Below are 26,360 nucleotides of genomic sequence, written 5' to 3' on the forward strand. Positions count from 1 at the left end.
CCTAATGAAATTCGTGACCAGCATTCTCAATCGCCGCGCCTTCGTGGCACTTGCAGCCGCCTCGATGCTTGCCGGCGTGATGCATTCGGCGCCGGCATCCGCGGCCGACGCGACCATTCCGATCATCGTCAAGGACACCACGTCCTTCTACTGGCAGATCGTTCTGGCGGGAGCCCGCAAGGCCGGCAAGGACCTCGGCGTCAACGTGCCGGAGCTCGGCGCCCAGGCCGAGACCGACGTCAACGGCCAGATCTCGATCCTTGAAAATGCCGTCGCCGGCAACCCGGCGGCCGTCGTCATTGCGCCGACCGAAGCCAAGGCGCTCGGCAAGCCGATCGACGAGGCCGCCACCAAGGTCAAGATCATCGGCATCGACTCTGGCGCCGACTCCAAGGCCTTCACCTCGTTCCTGACCACCGACAACATCCAGGGCGGCCGCGTTGCCGCTGACGGCCTTGCCGCAGCCATCGGCGAAGCCAATGGCGGCAAGGTCGAGGGCGACGTCGCCCTGATCACCGCTCTTCCGGGCGCCGGCTCGCTCGAACAGCGCGCCCAGGGTTTTAAGGAACAGCTCGCTGCCAAATATCCGGGCCTCAAGCTGGTCGCCGACAAATACGCCGACGGCCAGGCCACCACCGGCCTCAACATCGCCACCGACCTGATCACCGCCAACCCCAACCTCAAGGGCATCTTCGCCTCCAACCTGATCATGGCGCAGGGCGTCGGCCAGGCGATCGCCGAGAACAGTCTTGCCGGCAAGGTCGGGCTGGTCGGTTTCGACAGCGACGAGAAGCTGATCAAGTTCCTCAACGACGGCGTCATTTCGGCTCTCGTCGTCCAGGATCCGTACCGGATGGGCTATGACGGCATCAAGACGGCGCTCGCCGCCTCGAAGGGCGAGAAGGTCGAGGCCAATGTCGACACGGGCGCCAATTTGGTCACCAAGGCCAACATGAAGGATCCGAAGATCGACGCGCTGCTCAACCCGAAGCTCGACTGAGCATAGCCTCAGGTGAACTGTTTCCGGGGCCTTTTCGCCCCGGAAACATCCCACTCGTGCCAATCGCGAGGCCAATCTTTGGGGGCCAATCTGGGAGGATTGTCATGATGTCGACGGCGCAGGAACTCCATCCGGCCCCAACGCTGGAACCGGGCAGGACCATCCTCGAACTCCGCGGGCTGGAAAAGCGCTATCCCGGCACCCATGCGCTGAAGCCGGTCGATCTCGCCTTCAAGGCCGGCGAGATCCACGCCATCGTCGGCGAGAACGGCGCCGGCAAATCCACCCTGATCAAGCTTCTTACCGGCGTCATGCCGCGCACCTCCGGCGACGTCATCTGGGAGGGCAAACCTGCCGCATTGGCAACGCCGCATGAGGCGATGGCGCTCGGTATCAATGCCGTGCATCAGGAAGTCGTCCTGTGCCGCCATCTCACCGTCGCCGCCAACATGTTCCTCGGCGAGGAGGATTCCCGCTTCGGCATCCTGCAGCAGCGGGCGATGATCAGGCAGGCGCAGAAGATCATCGACGATCTCGGCTTCGACCTGCCGGCGCATGTCATGCTGGGTGACCTGACCATCGGCCAGCAGCAGTTGATCGCCGCCGCCCGCGCCACCGTGCGCGGCACCAAATTCCTGATCTTCGACGAGCCGACCGCCTATCTTACCCGCAAGGAGGCCGACCAGCTGTTCACGCTGATTCGCCGGCTGAAGGGCGAAGGCGTCACCATCATCTACATCAGCCATCGCATGGAAGAAGTGTTCGAGCTCGCCGACCGCGTCTCGGTGCTGCGCGACGGCACGCTGGTCGGCACCAGGAACATTGCCGAGACCAATGACGCCGAGCTGGTCAAGATGATGATCAACCGCTCGATCGAGCAGGTCTACCACAAGGAGCATTTCACCCCCGGCGCGACCATCGTCGAAACCAGGAACCTGTCCGGCAAGGGTTTCGAAAATGTCTCGATGTCCGTCCGCGCCGGCGAGATCGTCGGCCTCTACGGCCTGATCGGCGCCGGGCGCAGCGAGTTCGTCACCACGCTCTATGGCCGCCACCGCAAATCGGCCGGCCAGATCCTCTGGGAGGGCAAGGAGGTCAAGGTGAATTCCGAACATGACGCGATCAGGCTCGGCATGGCGCTGGCCCCGGAAAGCCGCCGCGACCAGGGCCTCTGCCTCAACCTGCCGGTCGGACTCAACCTCAATCTGCCGATCTACAAGCGCATCTCCAGCAATCTGCTGATCTCCCGCGCGCAGGAAAAGGCGCAAGCCGATCGCCAGATCGCCGACCTGCGCATCAAGACGCCGACGCGCGGCGCGCTGGCCTCCAGCCTGTCCGGCGGTAACCAGCAGAAGATCGTCATCGGCAAATGGCTCGCCCATGGCGCCAAGCTATTCATCTTCGACGAGCCGACTGTCGGCGTCGACGTGGGCACCAAGGCCGAGATCTACCGCCTGTTCGGCGCGCTGTTGTCCAAGGGAGCCGGCATCATCCTGATCTCGTCCTACCTGCCCGAGGTTTATGAACTCGCCGACACGCTGCACGTGTTCCGGCGCGGCAAGCTGGTGGCCACGCACGGCTTTCGTACCGCTGACCACGAGGAGATCCTCACCCAGGCGCTGGCCGAGAAACAAGAAAAACCGGGAGGACGGATATGAGCACCGAGGCGATCGCTGCCGAAAGGCCGAAACGCAACTACAACGCCCTGTTCGGGCTGACACTGCTGGCGCTGCTGGTTCTTTTATGGATCATCCTGTCGGTGGCGACGCCGAGCTTCGCCTCGGCCAACAACATCTCGAACCTGTTGCGGCAAGGGTCGATGATCGCCATCCTGGCGGTCGGCCAGACCTTCGTCATCATCACCGGCGGCATCGATCTTTCCGTCGGCGCCGTGGTCGGCTTCGCCACTGTCATCGTCGCGATGCTGATCAACGCCGGGACACCGGTTTTCCTCGCCATCCTGATCACCTTGCTGGTCGGCGTCGCCATCGGCATGTTCCATGGCTTCGGCATCGTCAAGATGGGCCTGCCGCCCTTCATCATCACCCTGGCGACGCTGACCTCGCTGCGCGGCATCGGTCTGTTGATGACCAACGGCAACTCGATCTCGATCAACAACGACGCCTTCCAGACGTTCTCGCGCAGTTCCTTCGCCGGCGTCCCCAATCTGTTCTGGATGGTGATCCTGGTCGGTATCCCAGCCTACATCTTCCTGCACCACAGCCGCTGGGGCCGCTATCTGTTCTCGGTCGGCTCCAACGCCGAGGCGTCGCGCCTCTCAGGCGTCAACGTCCAGCGCACCATCTACATGGCCTACACGCTGTCGGGGCTGTGTGCGGCCTTCGTCGGCGTGCTGCTTGCCTCGCGCATCGGCATCGGCAATCCGACGCAGGCCGAGGGCTGGGAATTGCAGGCGATCGCCTCCTCGGTGATCGGCGGCACCTCGCTGTTCGGCGCTGTCGGCTCCGTGCACGGACCGCTGCTCGGCGCCTTCATCCTTGCCACCATCAACAACGGCGCCAATCTGCTCAACGTCAACGCCTTCTGGCAGCGCATCATCACCGGCGTGCTGATCATCGTCATCGTCTATTTCGACGGGCTGCGCCGCCGCGGCAAATAGACTGCCTCCCAACAACCGCCGGCCTCGCGACAGCAGGGCCGGCGGTGCCATGAACCGACTGGATTGAAGCATGAAAGCCGTCGTCTGCCGCTCGCCCGGCGAACTTGTCCTCGAAGATCGTCCGGCGCCTGGCGCGCCCCCCGCCGGCTGGGCGCTGGTCGCCGTCAGCCATGTCGGCATCTGCGGCACCGACTATCACATCTTCGAAGGCAAGCACCCGTTCCTCGCCTATCCCCGCATCATGGGCCACGAGGTTTCTGGCACCGTGATCGAGGTTGGCGAGGACGTCGATCTCGCCGTCGGCGAAGCGGTGATCGTCAATCCCTATCTCGCCTGCGGCAAATGCATCGCCTGCCGGCAAGGCAAGCCGAATTGCTGTGTCATGATCGAGGTGCTCGGCGTCCACCGCGACGGCGCCATGTGCGAGCAGATCCTGGTGCCGGCGCAAAATCTTTATCCGGCAAACGGCCTGTCGCTGGCCGATGCCGCCGCCGTCGAATTCCTGGCGATCGGCGCCCATGCCGTGCGGCGCTCGCTGGCTGATCCACGTGCGCGCACACTGGTCATCGGTGCAGGCCCGATCGGGCTCGGCACGGCGCTGTTCGCCCGCATCGCCGGGCTCGATGTGATGCTGCTCGACATGAGTGCGGAGAGGCTGGGTTTCGCCGAAAGCGAACTCGGCTTCGCGACCCTCGACGGCTCGCGGGGCGCTGCTGCCGACCTGGTGCGGGAAGCAACCGGCGGCGACGGCTTCGACGTGGTTTTCGATGCCACCGGCAACACCCGGTCGGTGCAGTCGGCCTTCGCCCATGTCGCGCACGGCGGGGCGCTGGTCCTGGTCAGCGTCGTCAAGGACGACATCGCCTTTTCCGATCCCGAATTCCACAAGCGCGAGATGATGCTGATCGGCAGCCGCAACGCCCTGCGTGCCGATTTCGACCATGTCGCCGCTTCGATCCGCAACGGCGCGCTGCCGCTGACAAAGCTGGTCACCCACCGCACCACGCTTGGCGAGACGCCGCACGACCTCGCCCGCTGGGCGCATGAGAAGTCCGGCCTGATCAAGGCCGTCATTCAGGTCGGATGATGCCAGGGCTGCCGCATCTCAGAGCGCCGACAATTTGAGCTCGATCCGCTCGGCCGGGAAGCGCGACTCCGAAAACTGTATCGGCTGACCGTCGGGCGTGACGTTGACGGCAACCGTCACCAGCACGATGGCGCCGGGCTGCAGCTCGAGGTCCGCAAGGTCGACGGCATCGGCATGGCGCGCCGACAGCACGGTCGATTGCCTGAGATAGTCGTCGATGCCGAAACGTGCCAGCGATGCGGTGATCGAACCGGTTTCCGCCATGGCGGCATCGATGCCGGCAAAGCGCTTGGCATCGAACCAGCCGGCAGCGCGGGACACCGGCATTCCATCGGCTTCGCCGCGCGTTTCCAGGCGTATCACATCGGCGCCCGTCGCAAGGCCTAAGCCCTCTGCGACACGACGGTTGGCCGGCTCGACCGATGACGCGAGCAAGGTGATATGCCGCTCGGACGCCTGTCCTTGCAATCCCTCGGAAAAGCGGGTGCGAGCGCCGATCGGATAAGACAGCAGCTTGCGCGACAGCACGAAGGTGCCGCGCCCCTGCTCCGCCCTGAGCACGCCCTCCTGCACCAGCGCTGCGATAGCGCTACGCACCGTATGGCGGTTGACGCCATAGCGTCCGGCCAACGCGATCTCCGGCGGCAGCGCGGCATTCTCGGGAAAATCGCCGACGGCGATCGAATGCAGTATCTGGTCGGCGATCTGCCGCCACAGCGCGACACCGCTGCGCCGCTCGATGCGGTTGGCTTGTCCGATCATCTCCCGCCCCAATTCTTTGCGCCGATCTTTTGGCCGTGTCACGTGCCCGTCATGGACACGCGCTAAATAACAAGTATAATTTGTATAGTTGTCTATATCAATAGATAAATTCACGCAAACGAGGAGTACGGCCATGCGAGGACGGGAAGCGCGAGAGCAGGCCGAGCGCAAGGCCGTGATGGCGACGCTGGCGCAATCGGCCGGCGAAGACATCGTCCGCCTGTGGGACGAAACCGGCCTGCCTTGCGAAGCGGAACTTCTGCGTGGCCCCGAAACCGGCCTGGTTACGGTACGCGGCCGCATCGGCGGCGGTGGTGCCCCTTTCAATGTCGGCGAGGCGACGGTCACCCGTGCCACGGTGCGGCTCGCGTCCGGCCATGTCGGCCACTGCTACGCACTTGGTCGCGACAAGCAGAAGGCAAGGCTGGCGGCGATCGCCGATGCGCTGTGGCAGGACCCGGCCCACCGCAATGAGGTCGAGATCAGGATCGTTGCGCCATTGCAGGCGGCACTGGCCAAGGCGCGTGAACAGCGCCGCGCCGAGACGGCGGCGACCAAGGTCGATTTCTTCACCATGGTACGCGGAGAAGACTGATGGACATCGTAACCCAAGCGATCGAAGGCGGCTTTGCCGATCCGGTATTCAACGCGCAGACCGTATTCCGTGCCGTGATGGACGCGATGGCGCGGCCGGGCAGCGTCCAGCCCTTGCCGGCCCTTGCCCACCCACCGGCGCCGCTGTCGGCCACCGCCGGCGCCGTTGCGCTGGCGCTGTGCGACAACGACACGCCGCTCTGGCTCGACCCGGCTTTGCAGGTGTCGGCGGTGAAATCCTGGCTTGGCTTCCATACCGGCGCGCCGCTGGCCAACACCCCGGCCGACGCGCATTTCGCGCTGATCGCCACGCCGGCCGAGATGATGGCGCTCGACGGGTTTTCGCAAGGCACCCAGGATTATCCCGATCGCTCCACGACGCTGATCCTCGAGGTCGGCGATCTTGTCTCCGGCGCTGCGCTGCTGCTCGAAGGCCCGGGCATCGAGACGACGGCGACGATCGCGCCGGCGCAAATGCCGCGCCATTTCGTCGAGCAATGGAAGCAGAACAACCAGCGCTTTCCCCGCGGTGTCGACATCGTCCTCGCCACCCCTGACAGCGTTGCCTGCCTGCCGCGTACGACGCGCATCAAGATGATGGAGGCGTAGCATGTATGTTGCGGTAAAGGGTGGCGAAGCGGCCATTCGCAACGCCCACAAACTGCTCGCCGACCGCCGGCGCGGCGACCGCTCGGTGCCCGCACTTCGCCTCGACCAGATCGTCGAGCAGCTGGCGCTCGGCGTCGACCGGGTGATGAGCGAAGGTTCGCTCTACGACCGGGAATTGGCGGCACTCGCCATCGTCCAGGCGCGCGGCGACATGATCGAGGCGATCTTCCTGGTTCGCGCCTATCGCACGACGCTGCCGCGTTTCGGCTACACAAGGGCGATCGACACCGGCACGATGCTGGTCGAGCGACGGGTGTCGGCGACCTACAAGGACCTGCCCGGCGGCCAGCTGCTCGGCCCGACTTTCGACTACACCCACCGCCTGCTCGATCCCGAGCTCGCCGCCGGCGGCGATGTCGCCGAACCGGAGCAGCGCGCAGGCGAGGCGGAAGCCATGCCGCGCGTCTCGGCCATCCTCGCCCGCGAAGGCCTGATCGAGCCCGACGGCGACATGCCTGGGGATCATACCCTCGGCGACATCACCCGCGAGCCGCTCGAATTCCCGATGGCGCGCGACATCCGCCTGCAGGCGCTGTCGCGCAGCGACGAGGGGTTTCTGCTGGCGCTCGGCTATTCCACCCAGCGCGGCTACGCGCGCAACCATCCCTTCGTCGGCGAGGTTCGCATCGGCGAGGTCGAACTGGAACTGGACGTGCCGGAACTGCCCTTTGCCGTGCCGCTCGGCAGCATCCGCGTCACCGAATGCCAGATGGTCAACCAGTTCAAGGGCTCGGCCAAGGCGCCGCCGCAATTCACCCGCGGCTATGGCCTCGTCTTCGGCCAGAGCGAGCGCAAGGCCATGGCCATGGCGCTATGCGACCGCGCGCTGCGCGCCTCGGAGTTGGGTGAGGATGTCATCGCCGCAGCGCAGGACGAGGAGTTCGTCATCTCGCATTCCGACAATGTCCAGGCGACCGGCTTCGTCGAGCATCTGAAGCTGCCGCATTATGTCGACTTCCAGGCCGAGCTCGACCTCGTGCGCCGCATGCGCGCCGAGCATGATGCCCGCGAAAATGCCGGCAAGGCCGAAGAAAAGAGGGAGGCAGCGGAATGAGTGCACAACCAGCGGACATCGCCACCTACAACTTCGCCTATCTTGACGAACAGACCAAGCGGATGATCCGCCGCGCCATCCTCAAGGGCATCGCCATCCCCGGCTATCAGGTGCCGTTTGCCTCGCGCGAAATGCCGATGCCCTATGGTTGGGGCACCGGCGGCGTCCAGGTCACCGCTTCGATCATTGGCCCGGACGATGTGCTCAAGGTCATCGACCAGGGCGCCGACGACACCACCAATGCCGTCTCGATCCGCGCCTTCTTCAAGAAGGTCGCCAATGTCGCGGTCACCACCGAGACGGCCAAGGCGACCATCATCCAGACCCGCCACCGCATCCCTGAATATCCGCTGAGTGCCGGTCAGGTGCTGGTCTACCAGGTGCCCATCCCCGAGCCGCTGCGCTTCCTCGAGCCGCGGGAAACGGAGACGCGCAAGATGCATGCGCTGGAGGAATACGGCCTTATGCATGTGAAGCTCTACGAGGACATCGCCAGGCACGGCCGCATCGCCACCACCTACGCCTACCCGGTCAAGGTTGAGGGCCGCTATGTGATGGATCCCTCGCCGACGCCGAAATTCGACAATCCGAAGATGCACCGTTCGCCGGCTTTGCAATTGTTCGGCGCCGGCCGCGAAAAGCGCATCTACGCGCTGCCGCCCTTCACCGATGTGGTCAGCCTCGATTTCGAGGACCATCCGTTCGAGGCACAGACCTTCGACCAGCCCTGCGCGCTGTGCGCGGCCGAGAACGTCTATCTCGACGAGGTCATCCTCGACGACCATGGCGGCCACATGTTCGTCTGCTCCGATACCGATCATTGCGAGAGGCGGCGCGCGGAAGGCCACTGCGGCCATCTCGCGCCCGAGACCCATCTTGCCCCAGGAAAAACGGAGCCGGCGCAATGACAGACGAACCGCTGCTGCGCGTTTCGGCGCTGTCCAAATTCTACGGCTCGCGCGTCGGCTGCGAGAACGTCACTTTTGACCTCTGGCCGGGCGAAGTGCTGGCGGTGGTCGGCGAATCCGGTTCCGGCAAGACGACTTTGCTCAACTGCCTGTCAACTCGACTGCTGCCCAGCTCCGGCACCGCCAGCTACCGGATGCGCGACGGCCAGTTTCGCGAACTCTACCGCATGAGCGAGGCCGAGCGCCGCTTCCTGATGCGCACCGATTGGGGTTTTGTCCATCAGAACCCGGCCGACGGGCTGCGCATGACGGTGTCGGCCGGCGCCAATGTCGGCGAGCGGCTGATGGCGGTCGGCGACCGCCACTATGGAAAAATCCGCGCCACCGCGGTCGACTGGTTGTCGCGTGTCGAGATCGACGAAGACCGCATCGACGACGAGCCGCGCGCCTTTTCCGGAGGCATGCGCCAGCGCCTGCAGATCGCCCGCAACCTCGTCACCGGGCCGCGGCTGGTGTTCATGGACGAGCCAACCGGCGGCCTCGACGTCTCGGTGCAGGCGCGCCTGCTCGATCTGTTGCGCGGCCTGGTCACCGATCTCGGCCTGGCCGCCATCGTCGTCACCCACGATCTCGCCGTGGCGCGGCTGTTGTCGCAGCGCATGATGGTGATGAAGGACGGCCGCGTCGTCGAAAGCGGCCTCACGGACCGCGTCCTCGACGATCCGCGCGCGCCCTATACCCAGTTGCTTGTCTCCTCGATCCTGCAGGTGTGACGATGGAACGCATTTGCCTGGCACCTACCCCCACCCCGCTGCTTCGCAGCGACCCTCCCCACAAGGGGGAGGGTAAAACGCCGGCGCCCTACCTCCCCCTTGTGGGGAGGTCGGACCGAAGGTCCGGGTGGGGGTACTCCGGCCCGCAGACGAATGACGATTGGAGAACCCTCTGATGGCAACCCCGCTCGTTGTCTCCGATGTCGCGAAGAGCTTCACCATGCATCTGCGCGACGGCATCAAACTGCCGGTGGTCGCTGGTGTCTCGTTCGCGATCAGGGCCGGCGAATGCGCCGTGCTCGGCGGCCCGTCCGGCGCCGGCAAGAGCTCGATCCTGAAGATGCTCTACGGCAATTATGCCGCCGACGAAGGCCAGATCATCGTCCAGCACGAGGGCGGGCTCATCGATCTCGCCTCGGCCAGCCCGCGCACCGTGCTTGCCGTGCGCCGGCTTACCATCGGCTATGTCAGCCAGTTCCTGCGCACCGTGCCGCGTGTCTCTGCGCTCGATGTCGTGGCCGAACCGCTGGTCGAGCGCGGCGAGGAGCGCGAGGTCGCGCACGGCAAGGCACGTGCCTTGCTGGCGCAGCTCAACCTGCCGGAAAAGCTCTGGGCGCTGCCGCCGGCGACGTTCTCCGGCGGTGAACAGCAGCGCGTCAACATCGCGCGCGGCTTCATCACCGAGCACCCGATCCTGCTGCTCGACGAGCCGACCGCTTCGCTCGACGCCAGGAACCGCGACGTGGTGATTTCCCTGATCGCCGCCAAGAAGGCGGCGGGCGTCGCTTTGCTCGGCATCTTCCACGACCACGACGTGCGTGAGGCGGTGGCCGACCGTATCATCGACGTGACCGCCTTCGCCGCCGGAAAAATTGCCGCATGACGAGGAAACTGTCGGAGGCGCCGCTGATCCACGAGACGGCGGAAGTCGAGAACTCAACGCTTGGCCGCTGGACCGAGATCGCCGAGCGCTGCCGGGTTTCCGAAAGCACGCTCGGCGACTATTCCTACATGATGCAGGACTGCGGCGTCTGGTGCGCAACGATCGGCAAATTCGCCAACATCGCCGCAAGCGTGCGCATCAACGCTACCAACCATCCGACCTGGCGGCCGGCGCTGCACCATTTCACCTATCGCGCCTCGGATTATTGGGACGACGCCGAGCACGAGAGCGAATTCTTCGCCAAGCGCCGCGCCAAACGCGTCACCATCGGCCACGACACCTGGCTCGGCCACGGCTCGACCATCCTGCCCGGCGTCACCGTCGGCCATGGCGCGGCGGTCGGTGCCGGCGCGGTGGTGTCGAAGGACGTCGCGCCCTACACCGTCGTCGCCGGCGTACCGGCCAAGCCGATCCGCGAACGCTTCGACCGCCGCACCGCGGAGCGCTACCAGGCGCTCGCCTGGTGGGACTGGGACCATGCAAGGCTGCGCGCCGCGCTCGACGATTTCCGCGAGCTGGAGGCCAATCAGTTTTTGGAGAAGCATGGGGGTTGACGCCCTGAATAAGTCAGCCGCTCAGGCAAATGTCCAAAATAATAGAAAGAAATCCTAACGTAATAAGAATAGCAACACCAGTCTGATTTAACCTGATAAGTTCTATAAATTTTTTGTCATAACCAATATCTATAAGCGATTTGGTTTTTTCCTCAACTTTATTTGCAAAATTTATCGTAACTAGAACGATTAAAAAAATGAGAATCATTAGAATAATGGCCGCGTCACGCCCATTTCCATAATTGTACAAGTATCCAGATATTGGATGGTTCAAGCTACCAACCCGATATATGGACGTCAAAACCAGGGCCACTGTGAAACTCATCGCAGCGACTACCCCTGCAGCATACAGTCGCAACCACTGGCGCCAACGTAGCAATTAGGAAGCCTCTCTTTGATACGAGTTTGAATCTTTATTTCAATCTTGATGATGTGGAAACCCCGGCAGCATCACTTGGCGAATCATGCCTTTGATATTCTACTTCTTGGCACGGTTTTCATGTCCCTGACACATCGTCGGGGCAGGACGCGGCCTTCCTTTGGAGATCGCAATGCCTGTTTCAGTCAGACCTTCGCTCGCCGGATTCTTTGCCGGCTCGAACCCGACCCCTCCGGTGCATCTCGGCAGGCGCTACGACACCTCTGGTAATTTTCTCAACGAGCCCGGCAACACGGTCGTCTGCCATCTCGTCAACGGCTCGGCTTCGGAAGCGGTGATCATCGACGTGCGTGAGCGCATGCGCGCCATGCCTGATGCCGACGGGCTGGCCTTCACGCCCGTCTCCAGCCTGCACATGACGCTGTTCCAGGGCATCATCGAATACCGCCGCCGGCTTCCCTATTGGCCGGAGGATGTGCCGCTCGACACCAGCATCGACGACATGACCCGCCTCTATCAGGAACGCCTGAACGGCTTCGAAGGCTACGGCGCCTTCAAGATCAAGGTCGTCGATGTCGTGCCGACGGGCTTGACCGTTGCCGGCGCAACCGATGAGGACGTGCATATCCTGCGCGCATGGCGCGATGCCTTGTCGGCGCCTTTCGGATACCGGCATCCCGACCACGACACTTACGTCTTCCACATCACGTTCGCCTACCAGATCCGGCGTCTGGCGGACGAAGGGGCGTCCGAGTGGCAAGATCTGTTCGACGATTGCCTCTCGCTGTTTGCCCGCCAGGCTCCGGTGATCGAGCTGCGGCCACCTGCCTTTTGCCGCTTCAGGGACATGGAGCATTTCGAGGAGTTGCTGATCCTCGGCTGATCCCATCCAAGCCGCCCGGACGGCAGCGGTTTGGGTCAACTCGCCTTCGCGCCAAACGCGCCTGTGGGCAGTAACAAAACTGACATCAATCCGACACCGCAGGTTCATGCCGTTGCGCTAGCGAGGGTTAACAGACCTTCAACCGCGACTGGACTGGAACTTACCCATGTCAGCAACGCCAGAAATGTCAGCAACGCTCGAAATTCGCGGCGTCACCCGCCGGTTCGGCAAGAACACCGCTGTCAGCAATGTCGACATCTCGATTCCGCACGGTCAGATGGTCGGCATCATCGGTCGCTCCGGCGCCGGCAAATCGACGCTTCTGCGCATGATCAACCGCCTCATCGATCCGAGCCAAGGATCGATTTTTTTTGACGGCGCCGAAATTTCCCGGCTGCGCGGCTCGCCGCTCCGACGCTGGCAGCGCGACTGCGCCATGATCTTCCAGCAGTTCAACCTGGTGCCGCGCCTCGATGTGCTGACCAATGTGCTGCTCGGCCGGCTCAATCACCGTTCGACCGTGTCCAACCTATTTGGCATGTTCTCCCGCGGTGAATGCGCCGAGGCGGTTGCAGCCCTCGAGCGCCTCGACATCGCCCGCACCGCCCTGCAGCCGGCCGGCACGCTTTCCGGCGGCCAGCAGCAGCGCGTTGCGATTGCGCGCGCCATGATGCAGCAGCCGAAGGTGTTGCTGGCGGATGAGCCGATTGCCTCGCTCGATCCGCTCAACGCCAAGGTGGTGATGGATTCGCTGCAGGACATCAATTTGCGCGAGGGCATCACCGTCATCACAAATCTGCATACGCTGGATACGGCCCGCACCTACTGCAACCGCATCATCGGCATGGCCGCCGGCAAGGTCGTCTTCGACGGCCCGCCTGAAGCCCTCAACCGCGAGGCCGTGCGCATGGTCTACGGCGCCGACAGCAATGGCGGCGAAATCTCCGAGGCCATCACCTCCACCAGTGTCGCCATCAAACAGAAAATCGCTGCATCCGCCGGACCGCTCGAGCCCGCATTCCCGGGATATTGAGAACGACCTGATCGCCCGCCCGCGTCAAAGGCACCTGTCAAAAAATTCGAACGCTACCGGCGCGAGGCCGGGACCAACAGGAGAGAGATAATGTTCAGGAAGATGGTTTTTGGCGCCGTTTCATTGCTCGCCATCGCGGCAAGCGCCGCTCACGCCCAGGATATCAAGGAATTCCGCATCGGCATCCTTGGCGGTGAAAACGAAGCGGACCGGCTGCGCAACTTTCAGTGCCTCGCCGATCACATGAAGTCCGAATTCGGCTTCGAGAAGGTCTCGCTGTTCCCGGCCGCCGACTATGACGGCGTTATCCAGGGCCTGCTCGGCGGCACGCTCGATTTCGCAGAGCTTGGCGCGTCGGGCTATGCCAGCGTCTACCTCAAGGATCCGAACGCCGTGACCCCGATCCTCACCACCCAGCAGACCGACGGCGCGACCGGCTATTATTCGATCGGCCTTGCGCTGAAGTCGTCCGGCATCACCGACATCAAGTCGGCCAAGGGCAAGAAGCTCGGCTATGCCGACCCGGATTCGACCTCCGGCTACCTGATCCCGCTGACCCAGATCCCGAAAGACACCGGCGCTTCGAACGAAACCTTCTTCGCCTCGACACAGTTCAATGGTGGCCACGAGAACAACCTCCTCGCCGTTCGCGACGGCAAGGTCGATGTTGCGGTTGACGATTCCTCTGGCATCGGCGACTTCAAGAACGGCTACACCTCCGGCACCTTCCACAAGGAAGTCGCCAAGGGCGCCGTGGACCCCAACGATTTCGTCGAAGTCTGGCGCTCCGGCTTGATCCCGAACGGCCCGCTGGTCGTGCGCACCGCACTCGGCGGCGATATGAGCGCCAAGCTCGCCAACTTCTTCACCAGCCTGCCGGCCAAGGACAAGCCTTGCTTCGAGGCCATCGAAGGCGGCGATTTCACCGGCTATGTTCCGGTGAAGCCGGACTTCTACAGCGTCATCGTCGAAGCCCGCAAAGCCGCGATCGGCGGCTGACGACAATTGCGGAAAGGGCGGCGTCCATTAGAGCGACGTGCGTCCACTTGGACGCACAAAGTACGCTCTAACACTTAGATGCCGCATCGTGCTTTCCGAAAGTCGACTTTCGGGCCGATGCGGTCGCCGCCTTTTTTTCGTGTCCGCTCGTGACCCCGTATGACCTTCGCCGCTACAATTCGTTCAGACGCGGTCCGGCAGGCAGCAGACGCCTGGCGACGCCAGACGTCCTTGCGCCGGTTCTACACGGCGCTCGGCATCGGCTCACTGCTTGTCGCCATGTGCACAGCCATGTGGTTCGCCGACGAGGCCAATGCCGGACATTTCTTCGATCGGCTGCCGCACATACTGGATTTCCTTAGTTGGCTTGTTCCCAAGGACTGGAACGACGTCTGGCGGGCGCTGTTCGACATCACATCGCCGCACGACAAGGGCAGCCAAGAGTTCAACTTCCCGCTTGGCCGCGTCTATCTCTGGGGCGGCTTTTATCTACCCGAATATTTCGAGCTGATGCTCACCACGCTTAACGTGGCGCTGGTTTCCACTTTCATCGGCTTTGTCTTTGCGGTGCCCTTTTCCTTCATCGCCGCGCGCAACTTGACGCCGAGTCCGGTGCTCAGGCTCGTCGTCAAGCGCTTCATGGAACTGCTTCGCGCCTTCCCCGAGATCGTCATTGCCGGCCTGTTCGCAGCCATCCTCTCGACCGGCCCGGTCGCAGCCATCATCGCCATCGGCCTGCATTCCATCGGCGCCCTCGGCAAGCTCTTCTACGAGATCAACGAAAACATCGACATGCGCGCCGAAGAAGGCCTGCGCGCGGTCGGCGCCAACTGGTTCGAGCGCGTGCGCTTTGCCGGCCTGCCGCAAGTGCTGCCCAATTTCATGTCCTACACGCTGCTCAGGATCGAGATCAATGTGCGTATCTCGACCATTATCGGCGCGGTCGGCGGTGGCGGCATCGGCGAGGAACTGAAGCTCTCCATCTCGCGCGGCTTCGGCGCCAAGACGCTGGCATTGGTGCTGCTGCTGTTCACGACGATCTTCCTCGTCGACCAGTTTTCCGCCTGGCTACGCCGCAAGCTCGTCGGCGAGCAGGCATTCATGATGGGTGCCTGACCATGATCCCAAAAAGTGGATTCCCGTTTTTGGAAAAGATCATGGCAAATCAACAAGAAGACTGCCCATGGCCGCAATGACCGCCGATGAGATGCGGTCGATCGAGGAGCGCTTCCCCCAAGTGTTCCGGCGGCCCTTGTACAAACGCTTCGGCCCGCTGGTCCTGTTCACCAGCATCCTGCTCTATCTCCTCTACGCCTTGTGGTTCTTCAGCCTGCCGCAAGTGCTGAGGGAATCGCACTGGGAGCGCCTGCCGCTCTTCCTGACGCAATGGATCAGCTACGATCTGCAGCCGGAATTCCGTCTCGACCAGCCTCAGATCACACCCAGATATCCGCGTTTTTCGGCGCTCGGCGAAGACCCGCATCCCGATTGGGTCATCACCAACGCCAACGGCTCCTACACCGTCCTGATCGACGGCCGGGCCAAATCGGTCACCTTCGACAAGGCCGAAGCGACGCTTGTCGCCAATGGCCAGGCGGTGCCGATGTCGTTGACCAGCGGCAAACCGGTAATATCCGGCCCGGTGCCGGAGTGGATCACCGCGCATGACGATGAGATCGTCGCCAGGATGGGCTTTGCCGGCGAGGTCCGCATAACCGTCGATCGCGTCAAGGTCCGCAAACGCTTCCTCGGCTGGGCGAATTTCGTCTTCGACACACGCTCGCCCTTCTTCGGCAAGTCGCCCGGCGAGGTGGTCTCGTTGCTGATGTCCGGACCCCAGCTCAAGCCGGGCACATCAAACATTGCGCTGGCCGCCGACAATATCTGGAACAACGCCCAATGGCAGCATGGCGACGTCTGGACGAAGCTGTTCCAGACCATCGTCATGGCGTTTCTCGGCACCTTGCTCGGCGGCATCGTTGCCTTCCCGCTCGCCTTCTTCGCCGCCCGCAACATCACCCCGAGCGGCCTGCTTAGCCAGGTGCTAAAGCGGTTCTTCGATTTCATGCGTTCGGTCGACATGCTGATCTGGGCGCTGTTCTTCACCCGCGCCTTCGGCCCGGGGCCGCTTGCCGGCAGCGCCGCGATTTTCTTCACCGAGATCGGCACGCTCGGCAAAGTCTATTCGGAAGGCCTCGAGAACATCGACGACAAGCCACGCGAGGGCATCCAGTCGACCGGCGCCAACGGCTTGCTGGTGCAGCGCTATGGCGTGCTGCCGGAAGTGATCCCGGTCTTCATCAGCCAGACACTCTATCAGTGGGAATCCAACACCAGGGGCGCGACGATCATCGGCGCCGTCGGTGCCGGTGGCATCGGCCTGAAGCTCTGGGAGGCCATGCGCACCAATTCCAACTGGGCCAATGTCTTCTACATGGTGCTCTTGGTCCTGCTCGTCGTTTTCATCTTCGACAACATTTCCAATTTCCTGCGCCGCCGCTTGAGCAGGACGATCCACGACTACAACCGGATCCAGGCCGGCCAGGGCTGACGGGGGGAGTTGCGCAGGCGTGCGGTTAGGGCGCCTTCCTCCATCCATTCCTGATATGCCTGTAGCCGTCGCGGTAAACAGCTTCCGGGCCTTCGGAAAAGTCGCGCCACACCTTGGTGGCCGCGGCCAGATCCTTCAGCGAACGCCCGAACGCCTCGATCGTCAGCCAATCGTCGTAGCCGCTCTTGCGAATGGCGGAGAAAGTCTCCTTCCAGGGGACGTGGCCGCGGCCCGGCACGCCGCGATCGTTCTCCGAAATATGGATATGGACGATGTTCTTGCGGTTGCGCATATAGGCGCCGATCGGGTCGGCCTCTTCGATGTTGGCGTGGAAGGTGTCGTACATCGCCTTGATGTGCGGCCGGTCGATCGTGTCGATATGCGCCGACAAATCGTCCATCGTGTTGAGCAGATAGCATTCGAAGCGGTTGAGCGCCTCCAGCCCGATGGTGACACCCTTGTTGCCGGCATGGTCACCGATGACGCGCTGCGAAGCGACCGAACGTTTTTTCTCGGCCGCCGTCGGCCCGCTGCCGGAGAAGACCCCGAGTGTCGAATGGAGCGGGCCGCTCAACGTGTTCGCGCCAAGCGCCTGAGCGCAGTCGATCGCCGATTTCATGTAGTCGATACCGGCCTTGCGCGTCGAGGCATCCGGCGAGATCAAATTCATCGCCGGATCGCCCATCGCCGAGACGGCGGTGCGTTGCAGCCCGATACGGTCGAGCAGCTCGCCGAGTTTCCTGTAGTTGTCCGGCGTGCCGGAGAAGACCGGTATCTCGACGCCGTCGAAGCCGGTCGCCTTGATGTCCCTCAACAACGGCTCGTGTTTTTTCGAGACACTGGTCGTCCACAACAACATGCACATGCCGATTTTCATCGACGCCCCTCCCCTTTTTACGGCCGGGCTTGCTCCTCCGGCGACTTCGCCACAAGCCCCCTCATCCGGCCGCTTCGTGGCCACCTTCTCCCCGCCGGGGAAAAGAGTGAACGCCAGCGCCAACGATCTCCTCTCCCCACGAGGAAAGGTCGGATTGCCCCGAATTGCCTTGCAATTCGGCTGGCAATCCGGGTGACGGGGACTTCCCATTAACCGGGCGCAGCGATTAAAGCTTCGTCCACGCTCCGTTCTTCTTCGACGACTTCACGCAGGCCTCGATGAAGGCCATGCCCTCGACGCCGTCCTGCACGGTCGGGAAGACGACATCCTTGGCCGGCTTCCCGCCCTTCCGGCGCGCTGCACGAATAGCCCGCGCGGCTTCCTGATAGATGTTGGCGAAACCTTCGAGATAGCCTTCCGGATGCCCTGGCGGAACGCGGCTGACGCGCCCGGCGACGGGGAGCGCGCCGGCGCCATTACGGGTAATCAACTGCTTCGGCTGGCCGAACGGCGTGTACCAGAGATAGTTCGGGTCGGCCTGCACCCATTCGAGGCCGCCCTTCGAGCCGTAGATGCGCAATTTCAACCCGTTCTCGTGGCCGGGCGCCACCTGGCTTGCCCAGATCATTCCCTTGGCCGGGTGCGACCCGCCGACCGGCTTGAAGCGCAGCAGCACATTGATGTTGTCGTCGAGCGGCCTCCCCGGCACGAAGGCATCGAGATCGGCCGACAACGAATCGAGCTCCAGCCCGGAGACGAAACGGGCAAGGTTGTAGGCGTGCGTGCCGATATCGCCCAGCGCACCGCCGGCACCGGCCTGCTTGGGGTCTGAGCGCCACGCAGCCTGCTTCTGGCCGGTGGCGGCCAGATCTTCGGTCAGCCAGTCCTGCGGATATTCCGACTGCACGATGCGGATATCGCCGAGCTGTCCCTTGGCCACCATCTCGCGTGCCTGCCGCACCATCGGATAGGCGGTGTAGTTATGCGTCAGCACGAACACCTTGCCGGTCTTCTCGACCAGCGCGGCCAACCTCTTCGCCTCGGCCAGCGACGTCGCCAGCGGCTTGTCGCAGATGACATGGATGCCGGCCTCGAGAAAAGCCTTGGCTGCCGGCACGTGCACATTGTTCGGCGTGACGATGGCCACCGCCTCGATGCCATCCGGCCGCTTGGCCTCCGCCTTGGCCATCTCGGCATAGGAGCCGTAGCTGCGTGCCGGATCGAGCCCAAGCTCGGCCGCCGAGGCCTTGGCGCGCTCCGGATTCGACGAGAGGGCCCCGGCAACCAGCACGAACTCGTTATCAATGCGCGCCGCGATGCGGTGCACCGCGCCGATAAAGGCGCCTTGTCCGCCGCCAACCATGCCGTAGCGGATCGGACCGCCTCCCGTTTCCGTCTTCGATGCGCCAACCATGATTTTCTCCCTCGTCACTGAAATACCCCTCCGCTTGAGGGGAAGGTGGCCCGCACGGCCGGGTGGGGTTGGTTCATGCCGAGCTCTACGCCCGGCGACCCCACCCCGATCCGCTGCGCGGATCGACCCTCCCCTCGAGGGGGAGGGATATCTGTGCTAGATCCCCATCATGCCGCGCAGCACCTTTTTATCGGTCGTGCCGCCGGCGAAGTCGTCGAATGCTTTTTCCGTCACCCTGATGATGTGGTGCTGGATGAAGGGAGCGCCTTCGGCCGCACCATCCTCCGGGTGCTTGAGGCAGCATTCCCATTCCAGCACCGCCCATGAATCGTAATTGTATTGAGTGAGCTTGGAGAAGATGCCGCCGAAATCCACCTGCCCGTCACCGAGCGAGCGGAAACGCCCGGCACGGTTGGTCCAGCTCTGGTAACCGGAATAGACACCTTGCCGCCCGGTCGGATTGAATTCGGCATCCTTGACGTGGAACGCCTTGATCCGCTCGTGGTAGATGTCGATGAATTCGAGATAGTCGAGCTGCTGCAGCAGGAAGTGCGACGGGTCGTAGTTGATGTTGCAGCGCTTATGGCCGCCGACCGCATCGAGGAACATCTCGAATGTCGCGCCGTCGAACACGTCCTCGCCCGGATGGATTTCGTAGCCGACATCGACGCCGTTCTCGTCATAAACGTCGAGGATCGGCTTCCAGCGCTTGCCGAGTTCGGCAAAGGCTTCCTCGATCAATCCCGCCGGCCGCTGCGGCCAGGGGTAGAGGTATGGGAAGGCCAACGCGCCGCAAAACGACACCGACGCCTTGAGCCCGAGATTCTTCGACGCCTTGGCGGCGAACTTCATCTGTTCGACCGCCCATTGCTGCCTGGCTTTTGGATTGTTGTGCACCGCAGCCGGCGCGAAGCCGTCGAACTGCGCGTCATAGGCGGGATGCACCGCCACCAGTTGCCCCTGCAGATGCGTCGACAGTTCGGTGATCTCGACGCCGGCATCGGCGCAGATGCCCTTCACCTCGTCGCAATAGGCCTTGGAGGAGGCTGCCTTCTCGAGATCGAACAATCGGGCGTCCCATGTCGGGATCTGCACGCCCTTGTAGCCCAGACCAGCCGCCCATTTGGTGATCGAGGCCAGCGAATTGAACGGCGCGGCGTCGCCCGCAAACTGCGCCAGGAACAGACCAGGCCCCTTCATCGTCGTCGGCATCGGCATCTCCCTATGTTTCACGACCAAGCATAGCGCCGATTGAAAACAGGGCCAGCGTCTTTGGTCTCTTTGCACAGCGCGCTCAGCGCCGCTATTCTGGTATTACCAAATGCCGAAATCTGGTCAAGCCATTTGACGCGCTGCCGCGGTCCTGCAACCATGCCGAGTTAGGCCACATGTTTAAGTATAATCAATAGCATAGACAGGAGCCAACGCTTGATGGCAGCACTTCTTGCCGTCCAGATGAAATTACTGTAGACCTCCCATCAGGCCCAATTGGTCGAACCAGTTTGCAAAAAATGCTGGGACGCCTTGGGGAAGAATCATGCGGCACGCTTCGGCAGAGTGCGCCGCAGGCGAACTGGTACAGGTGATTCTGGGAAGGATAGACCATGCATCTTTCGACGCACAATTGGATGCGGGCGGAGCCGCTGGAAACGACGCTCAAGCGCATCAAGAAATTCGGCTACGAGTCGATCGAGATCTCCGGCGAACCCGATCAGTACAAGCCCAAGGAGACGCGCGCACTGTTGAACGAGTACGGCATTCGCTGCTGGGGAGCGGTGACGCTGATGCTGGGCGAGCGAAATCTCGCCGCCAAGGACCAGGGCCAACGCGAGCGCTCGGTGCAGTATGTCAAGGACGTGCTGACCATGGTCAGCGAACTTGATGGCGAGATCATCACGCTGGTTCCGGCCACCGTCGGTAAGGTGGTGCCGGACGGCACCGAGGAAGAGGAGTGGAAATGGGTGGTCGACGCCACCCGGGAATGCTTCACCCACGCCAAGAAGGTCGGCGTCAAGATCGCGGTCGAGCCACTCAACCGCTTCGAGACCTATCTGTTCAACCGCGGCGCCCAGGCACTGGCGCTGGCCGATGCGGTCAGCCCCGAATGCGGCGTCTGCCTCGACGCCTACCACATCCACATGGAAGAATTTAACGTCTACGACGCCATCCGGCAGATAGGCAAGCGCCTGTACGACTTCCATGTCGCCGACAACAACCGCTTCGCCGCCGGCCTCGGGCAGATCGACTGGCCGAAGATCGTCGGCACGCTGAAGGAGATCGGCTATGACGGCGCGCTGACCAATGAATTCGTCGCCCCCGTCGACCGCACGCCGGCTGCCCCCTATCCCGACATGGTCGAACGCAACCCCGTCGACATCTCGCCGGAGCAGCTGAAATTCATTCAGGACCACGGCTCCAGCGTGCTCACGGAGAAATTCTACACCGACCAGATGCGCATCAACGCGGAAACGCTGCTGCCGCTGATCAAGTAGCCGAGCCGTTTGGAAAGAGCCCTTCCGCCTCACCGCGGCCGGGCCGAGGATGAACATGCGCATCAAGACGGTCCAAGCCTGGTGGGTCCGCATACCGATCGAAGCCGCGAAGCAGCACCGCAGCGACTTCGGTCAGGTGGCGACGTTCGACGCCGCCATCCTGCGCATCGAGACCGACGACGGGCTGGTCGGCTGGGGCGAGGGCAAGAATGCCGCCGGCAGCGCCGGCAGCTACGGCGCCCTTGTCCATTTGCTGAACTACGAGGTCGGCCCGCAGCTGGTCGGCCGCGACCCGGCTGACATCGGCGTCATCTGGGAGATGCTCTATAATGGCACGCGCCACGACAGCGCCGCTCGCGCCGGCCACGCCATGCCGCAATTGGCGCGACGCGGCATGAGCATCGCGGCTATCAGCGCCGTCGACATCGCATTGTGGGACATTCTTGGCAAATCGCTCGGCGTTCCGGTCTGGCGGCTGCTCGGCGGCCGCAAGCTGGACCGCATGCCGGCCTATGCTTCCGGCGGCTGGGCCACTGCGGAAGCCATCGGCGACCAGCTGCAGTCCTACATCGCCAAGGGCGGTTTCAAGGCGCTGAAGATGCGCGTCGGCGCCATGGACGGCGCCCCACACATCTCGGCCGCTCGCGTCCGTGCCGCCAGACAGGCGCTCGGTCCCGATATCGACCTGATGGTCGACGCGCACGGCACCTACACGGTGGCCGAAGCCAAGCGCTTTATCCATCTCGCCGGCGACCTCGATCTCGCCTGGTTCGAGGAGCCGGTGATCGCCGACGACAAGCCCGGCATGGCCGAGGTGCGCGCCTGCGGTTCGATCCCGATCGCCACCGGCGAAAGCGAGGCGACACGCTATGCCTTCCGCGACCTCGCCGTGCTCAAATCCGCCGATATCTTCCAGCCGGATCCGGCCTTTTGCGGTGGCATCAGCGAGGCGATGAAGATCGGCACCATCGCCAGCGCCTTCAATCTGCGCTTTGCGCCGCATCTTTGGGCCGGCGCGCCCTGCTTCTTTGCCGGGCTGCATGTCTGCGCCGCTTCGCCGGCGAGCTTCACCGTCGAATATTCGCTCGGCGCCAACCCGATGATCCACGATCTGATCGAAGAGACTGTCGAAGCAAAGGACGGTATGGTAGCGATCCCTGATAGACCCGGGCTGGGATTCACCATTTCGGAGCGGTTCCTGGAGGCGCACGCGCAACACGGCTGACATGAAAGAAAAGAACCTTCTCGCGGAACTCGCCGCCTATCTGTTCTCCCATTCGGACAAGGAGACGGGCCGCACGCCGTCGGAGCGCGAACTGGCAGAGCATTTCAGCGTCAGCCGCGGCCAGATCCGCGAGGCGCTGGCCATTCTCGAGGCCATGCGCATCGTCGAGCGACGGGCGAAATCCGGCATCTACATCGATACGAAGCAGGCGAGCGTCGAGGCGATGGCGCTGTTCGCCCGCGCCGGCCTGCCGCTCGATCCCGTCCAGATCTACGAGACGGTCGAGTTGCGCAAGATCCACGAGATCAAGGCCGCCGAACTTGCCTGTTCACGCGCCACCGAGGAGAATTTCGAGCGGCTGCGCGAGATCCTGAAGGCCTCCGAGGATCGCATCGCCGCCGGTGAAGGGCTTGCCCGGGAAGACCGCGAGTTCCACCTCGAGATCGTGCGGGCGACCAAGAACAGCGTCTTCCACAATATCTGCAGCGTCTACTACATGATGGGTGAACTGCGCCTGCCGATCTATTTCAACGATCCCGAACGCAGCGTGCGCTCCCATGCCGAGCATATCCAGATCTACGAGGCGCTGCTGCGCCGCGACGGCAATCTCGCCCAGGCGCTGATGAGCGCCCACCTGCAAGGCGCGGAAAGCTACTGGAAGGGGCTGATCGAGGGGCGTGGGGCGAAACCGGAAAGCCCTGCGCTCGAAAAGGCCTGAAATGCCCAAGATCCTGTCAACACACAGACTGCACCCTCGTGCCGCTTCCATGCTGACCGGGGCCGGCGAACTCGTTGTTGCTTCCGCCCTCGATGCGGCCACGCTGGCCGCCGAGGCGAGGAACGCCGATGTCATCATCGTTCGCGCTCCCTTGCCTGCGGCGCTTTTCGAAGGCGCGAAGAAGCTCAGGGCCGCGATCCGCCACGGCGCCGGGCTGGACATGGTACCGATGGAAGCGGCCAATGCGGCCGGCGTGCTGGTGGCGAATGTGCCGGGGGTGAACGCGCGATCTGTCGCCGAATATGTGATGTTCGCGGCGCTGGCGCTGCTTAGGCGCTTCCGTGTGTTGGACCGCGACTTGCGTGCGAAGGGCTGGCTGGCGGGCCGCGAACACACGGTGGTAGCCAGCGAGCTAGCGGGCAAGACGATCGGCATTGTCGGCCTCGGCGCGATCGGTCAGGCGGTTGGCCACATCGCCGCCCATGGGTTCGATCTGAATGTGGTGGCGACGACGCGCAGCATGCGGCCGGCGCCGGACAGGGTCGGCTTCCTGTCGATCGATGCACTCATCGAGCAGAGCGACATCATCGTTCTGTGCTGCCCGCTGACGCCCGAAACACGGGGGCTGATCAGCCGCGAGCGCATTGCGCGGATGAAGCCGGATGCGCTGCTGATCAATGTTTCGCGCGGACCGGTGATCGATGACGACGCGCTGATCGAGGCCTTGCAGAAGGGCCGCATCGGCGGCGCTGCGCTCGATGTTTTTGCTACACAACCGCTACCCCCCAACCATCCTTATTTTGGCTTCGACAACGTCATCGTCACCCCGCACATGGCTGGGATTACCGAGCAGTCGATGATGCGCATGGGCGTCGGCGCGGCTGGCGAAGCCTTGCTGGTGCTGGCCAACAGATTGCCGGTCAATCTGCGCAACCCCGAAGTGGTCGAGCACTACCGGCGGCGGTTCGCTGCCGATTTCTGAAAGCGCCCCAATTTTCCCGAATTCGCCGGCGATGGTGCCGGCATGGCAAGCGTCACAAAATTCCTGCTGACCGCCGGCTTCTGCGTGGCGACGGCGCAAGCCTTCGCCAACGAACAGGGCAGCTACGTGTTCTGCGACAACGGCATACGCTGCCTGGCGGCACCCTGTCCATCGAACAGCGCACTCGACCTTGCTGCTGGGAAGCTCATCAAAGGCGTTTCAATCGACATCGATCGCCTGCCGCAGCAAGACAAGGCGCTCGATCTTTCAGACAAGCTCTATGCCGGCAAGGTCGTTGTTGTCGGCTCGATCGAGAACCGCACCCGGACCTTCAACGGCAAGCGGTACACCCTGCCTTGGCTGGTCGCCACCAGCATCGAACGCGCCGCCAAGGACAGCGAACGCGGCCACTGCTCGTCGCGCTGACACGCGCTATCCGATCAATTTGCAAGCAGCTCCTCCACGCCGGCTGCGACGCGCAGCAGGTGGTGGTCATGGCCATTGCGCGCCACCAGCATCAGCCCGGCCGGACGCGTCATTCCCGGCATCGGCAGCGAGATGGCTGATAGATCGAACTGGTTGGCGACCTGCGTGTTGCGCAGCAGAAGGCCTTCCATCCTGTTGCACAGCGCCTCGTCGCTGGTCATCGACACGATCGTCGGCGCCGTCACCGGTGTGGTCGGCAGGGCCAGCACGTCGATCGACGCCAGCCGGTCATCCATCGCGGCGGCCAGCGCCGTGCGGCGGCGCATTGCCCTGATATAAACCGTGGCCGGAATGGCGGCGGCGCGCGACAATGGCCCGCTTACCCGCGGATCGACCGGCCTCGTCGCTCCCGCCGCCAGCCAGTCGGCATGGATCTCCGCCCCTTCCATCGCCGCGATCGACGCGCGTTGGGTTGCCACGCGCAGATCGGCAAGCAGGTCGTCGATCGACAGCTCCACAAGCCGTGCGCCGCTAAGCTCTATCTTGCGCAGACACCGGTCGAACGTCGTCGCGACCTCTTCCTGCGTATCATCGAACAGCACGCCGCGCGCAATACCGATGCGCAGGCCGTCCAGCGGCAGCGGCAACAGTGCCGCCAGGTTTTCGCCCGACATCACTGCATCGGCCGCCGCACATTCGGCGACGGTGCGGGCCAGCGGACCGATCGAGTCCAGCGTGGCTGACAGCGGAAACGCACCCGCAAGCGGCACGCGCCGCGCAGTCGGCTTGAAACCGACGACGCCATTCAGCGATGCCGGAATGCGCACCGAACCACCGGTATCGGAACCGATGGAGATTTCGCTGGTGCCTTCGCCCACCGAAACGCCGGCGCCTGAGGAGGAGCCGCCCGGAATACGGCTGGCATCGCTAGCATTGCCGGGCGTGCCATAATGTGGATTGACGCCGATCGCAGTAAAGGCGAACTCGGTCATGTTGGTCTTGCCGAGGATGATTGCACCGGCCTGGCGCAACTTTTGCACGACAATGGCATCCCGCAGCGCCGGCGCTGCGTTGGCGAGCAGCAGAGAGCCCGCCGTGGTCGGCTCGCCGGCGACATCGAACAGATCCTTGATCGAGACGATCGCCCCATCGAGCGGCCCGAGCGTGACGCCGGCTTTTCGCCGCGCATCGGTGGCGTCCGCCGCCGCCCGGGCGGCTTCCGGGTAGAGCTTTACGAAAACCCTCTCATCGTCGACGCGAGCGGCAAGAGACGAAAGAATTGCTTCGAGGTGATCGCGGGCTGATTGCATTTTTCGGTGTCGGACTCCGCGCGCTTGCAACGTCTTAAGGTAGCAGCCAGAAACTGGCCGCAGGAGACATAGCCCGGCACGGTCGGATTTGCACCTGTCGAACCGAA

Annotated in this window: 26 protein-coding genes; 21 read left to right on the forward strand and 5 right to left on the reverse strand. The window is 63.4% G+C overall.

Annotated features, from left to right (window positions below):
- Positions 1–4: 4 nt before the first annotated feature.
- The 4 genes from NKJ81_RS02000 (at position 5) to NKJ81_RS02015 (ending at position 4,707) form a co-directional block, all read left to right on the forward strand.
- The gene (locus NKJ81_RS02000) at positions 5–1,000 is read left to right on the forward strand and encodes an ABC transporter substrate-binding protein (RefSeq protein WP_023675208.1); all 996 of its coding nucleotides are present in this window, start codon (positions 5–7) and stop codon (positions 998–1,000) included.
- 104 nt (positions 1,001–1,104) lie between these two features.
- On the forward strand, positions 1,105–2,658 hold the full coding sequence (locus tag NKJ81_RS02005; RefSeq protein WP_352539443.1) for a sugar ABC transporter ATP-binding protein: 1,554 nt from the start codon (positions 1,105–1,107) through the stop codon (positions 2,656–2,658).
- Complete coding sequence (locus NKJ81_RS02010; RefSeq protein ID WP_352448376.1) at positions 2,655–3,620, forward strand: ABC transporter permease; 966 nt, start codon at positions 2,655–2,657, stop codon at positions 3,618–3,620. The genes NKJ81_RS02005 and NKJ81_RS02010 overlap by 4 nt, the downstream gene beginning before the upstream one ends.
- A gap of 70 nt (positions 3,621–3,690) precedes the next feature.
- A complete protein-coding gene (locus NKJ81_RS02015) occupies positions 3,691–4,707 on the forward strand; it encodes a zinc-binding alcohol dehydrogenase family protein (RefSeq protein ID WP_352539444.1) in 1,017 nt (338 codons plus the stop codon).
- An 18-nt stretch (positions 4,708–4,725) separates the two neighbouring features.
- Here NKJ81_RS02015 and phnF read toward each other — a convergent pair whose 3' ends face one another.
- A complete protein-coding gene (gene phnF / locus NKJ81_RS02020; protein ID WP_352539445.1) occupies positions 4,726–5,469 on the reverse strand; it encodes a phosphonate metabolism transcriptional regulator PhnF in 744 nt (247 codons plus the stop codon).
- A gap of 133 nt (positions 5,470–5,602) precedes the next feature.
- Here phnF and phnG point away from each other — a divergent pair, with 133 nt between their 5' ends.
- The 12 genes from phnG to phnE (NKJ81_RS02080) all read left to right on the forward strand — a co-directional run bounded on the left by phnG (position 5,603) and on the right by phnE (NKJ81_RS02080) (position 16,809).
- Entirely contained in the window at positions 5,603–6,064 is a 462-nt protein-coding gene (phnG, locus tag NKJ81_RS02025) for a phosphonate C-P lyase system protein PhnG (RefSeq protein WP_352539446.1), read from the forward strand.
- Positions 6,064–6,672 carry a phosphonate C-P lyase system protein PhnH gene (gene phnH, locus NKJ81_RS02030; protein ID WP_352539447.1) on the forward strand — a complete coding sequence of 203 codons (609 nt, stop codon included), beginning with the start codon at positions 6,064–6,066 and terminating at the stop codon, positions 6,670–6,672. Before phnG ends, phnH begins: the two co-directional genes overlap by 1 nt.
- A gap of 1 nt (position 6,673) precedes the next feature.
- On the forward strand, positions 6,674–7,786 hold the full coding sequence (locus tag NKJ81_RS02035) for a carbon-phosphorus lyase complex subunit (protein WP_352539448.1): 1,113 nt from the start codon (positions 6,674–6,676) through the stop codon (positions 7,784–7,786).
- Positions 7,783–8,694, forward strand: a complete 912-nt coding sequence (locus NKJ81_RS02040; protein WP_352539449.1) for an alpha-D-ribose 1-methylphosphonate 5-phosphate C-P-lyase PhnJ — start codon at positions 7,783–7,785, stop codon at positions 8,692–8,694. The genes NKJ81_RS02035 and NKJ81_RS02040 overlap by 4 nt, the downstream gene beginning before the upstream one ends.
- A complete protein-coding gene (gene phnK / locus NKJ81_RS02045; protein ID WP_065009749.1) occupies positions 8,691–9,467 on the forward strand; it encodes a phosphonate C-P lyase system protein PhnK in 777 nt (258 codons plus the stop codon). The genes NKJ81_RS02040 and phnK overlap by 4 nt, the downstream gene beginning before the upstream one ends.
- 175 nt (positions 9,468–9,642) lie before the next feature.
- Positions 9,643–10,350: a phosphonate C-P lyase system protein PhnL gene (gene phnL, locus NKJ81_RS02050; RefSeq protein WP_352539450.1), complete on the forward strand. Its 708-nt coding sequence runs from the start codon at positions 9,643–9,645 to the stop codon at positions 10,348–10,350.
- Complete coding sequence (locus NKJ81_RS02055; protein WP_352539451.1) at positions 10,347–10,964, forward strand: DapH/DapD/GlmU-related protein; 618 nt, start codon at positions 10,347–10,349, stop codon at positions 10,962–10,964. Before phnL ends, NKJ81_RS02055 begins: the two co-directional genes overlap by 4 nt.
- Before the next feature lie 551 nt (positions 10,965–11,515).
- A complete protein-coding gene (locus NKJ81_RS02060) occupies positions 11,516–12,226 on the forward strand; it encodes a DUF1868 domain-containing protein (protein WP_352539452.1) in 711 nt (236 codons plus the stop codon).
- A gap of 166 nt (positions 12,227–12,392) precedes the next feature.
- Positions 12,393–13,259, forward strand: a complete 867-nt coding sequence (phnC, locus tag NKJ81_RS02065; protein ID WP_352539453.1) for a phosphonate ABC transporter ATP-binding protein — start codon at positions 12,393–12,395, stop codon at positions 13,257–13,259.
- A 90-nt stretch (positions 13,260–13,349) separates the two neighbouring features.
- Positions 13,350–14,258: a phosphonate ABC transporter substrate-binding protein gene (gene phnD, locus NKJ81_RS02070; protein WP_352539454.1), complete on the forward strand. Its 909-nt coding sequence runs from the start codon at positions 13,350–13,352 to the stop codon at positions 14,256–14,258.
- Positions 14,259–14,417: 159 nt separating this feature from the next.
- Positions 14,418–15,374: a phosphonate ABC transporter, permease protein PhnE gene (gene phnE, locus NKJ81_RS02075; RefSeq protein WP_352539455.1), complete on the forward strand. Its 957-nt coding sequence runs from the start codon at positions 14,418–14,420 to the stop codon at positions 15,372–15,374.
- Positions 15,375–15,441: 67 nt separating this feature from the next.
- Positions 15,442–16,809 (forward strand): phosphonate ABC transporter, permease protein PhnE, encoded by a 1,368-nt coding sequence (gene phnE / locus NKJ81_RS02080; protein WP_352539456.1) that lies wholly within the window; start codon positions 15,442–15,444, stop codon positions 16,807–16,809.
- 25 nt (positions 16,810–16,834) lie between these two features.
- Here phnE (NKJ81_RS02080) and NKJ81_RS02085 read toward each other — a convergent pair whose 3' ends face one another.
- The 3 genes from NKJ81_RS02085 to NKJ81_RS02095 all read right to left on the reverse strand — a co-directional run bounded on the left by NKJ81_RS02085 (position 16,835) and on the right by NKJ81_RS02095 (position 20,312).
- Positions 16,835–17,686, reverse strand: a complete 852-nt coding sequence (locus tag NKJ81_RS02085) for a sugar phosphate isomerase/epimerase family protein (protein WP_352539457.1) — start codon at positions 17,684–17,686, stop codon at positions 16,835–16,837.
- 226 nt (positions 17,687–17,912) lie between these two features.
- Positions 17,913–19,100, reverse strand: coding sequence for a Gfo/Idh/MocA family protein (locus NKJ81_RS02090; protein ID WP_352539458.1), 1,188 nt, complete (start codon positions 19,098–19,100; stop codon positions 17,913–17,915).
- 156 nt (positions 19,101–19,256) lie between these two features.
- Entirely contained in the window at positions 19,257–20,312 is a 1,056-nt protein-coding gene (locus NKJ81_RS02095; RefSeq protein WP_292661180.1) for a sugar phosphate isomerase/epimerase family protein, read from the reverse strand.
- Positions 20,313–20,704: 392 nt separating this feature from the next.
- Between NKJ81_RS02095 and NKJ81_RS02100 the strand changes: the two genes are divergently transcribed.
- Genes NKJ81_RS02100 through NKJ81_RS02120 form a run of 5 tightly spaced genes read left to right on the forward strand, consistent with a single transcriptional unit; the run spans position 20,705 to position 24,943 of the window.
- Positions 20,705–21,592 carry a sugar phosphate isomerase/epimerase family protein gene (locus NKJ81_RS02100; protein ID WP_352539459.1) on the forward strand — a complete coding sequence of 296 codons (888 nt, stop codon included), beginning with the start codon at positions 20,705–20,707 and terminating at the stop codon, positions 21,590–21,592.
- Positions 21,593–21,647: 55 nt separating this feature from the next.
- A complete protein-coding gene (locus tag NKJ81_RS02105; protein ID WP_292661184.1) occupies positions 21,648–22,817 on the forward strand; it encodes a mandelate racemase/muconate lactonizing enzyme family protein in 1,170 nt (389 codons plus the stop codon).
- Between the two features lies 1 nt (position 22,818).
- Positions 22,819–23,535 carry a FadR/GntR family transcriptional regulator gene (locus NKJ81_RS02110; RefSeq protein WP_352539460.1) on the forward strand — a complete coding sequence of 239 codons (717 nt, stop codon included), beginning with the start codon at positions 22,819–22,821 and terminating at the stop codon, positions 23,533–23,535.
- Between the two features lies 1 nt (position 23,536).
- A complete protein-coding gene (locus NKJ81_RS02115; protein ID WP_352539461.1) occupies positions 23,537–24,517 on the forward strand; it encodes a hydroxyacid dehydrogenase in 981 nt (326 codons plus the stop codon).
- Between the two features lie 42 nt (positions 24,518–24,559).
- A complete protein-coding gene (locus tag NKJ81_RS02120) occupies positions 24,560–24,943 on the forward strand; it encodes a hypothetical protein (protein ID WP_352474072.1) in 384 nt (127 codons plus the stop codon).
- A 14-nt stretch (positions 24,944–24,957) separates the two neighbouring features.
- Here NKJ81_RS02120 and NKJ81_RS02125 read toward each other — a convergent pair whose 3' ends face one another.
- Positions 24,958–26,253 (reverse strand): amidase, encoded by a 1,296-nt coding sequence (locus tag NKJ81_RS02125; RefSeq protein ID WP_352539462.1) that lies wholly within the window; start codon positions 26,251–26,253, stop codon positions 24,958–24,960.
- Between the last annotated feature and the right edge of the window lie 107 nt (positions 26,254–26,360).

Origin of the sequence: Mesorhizobium sp. M0018 (assembly GCF_040323955.1) — a bacterium.
Lineage (GTDB): Bacteria > Pseudomonadota > Alphaproteobacteria > Rhizobiales > Rhizobiaceae > Mesorhizobium.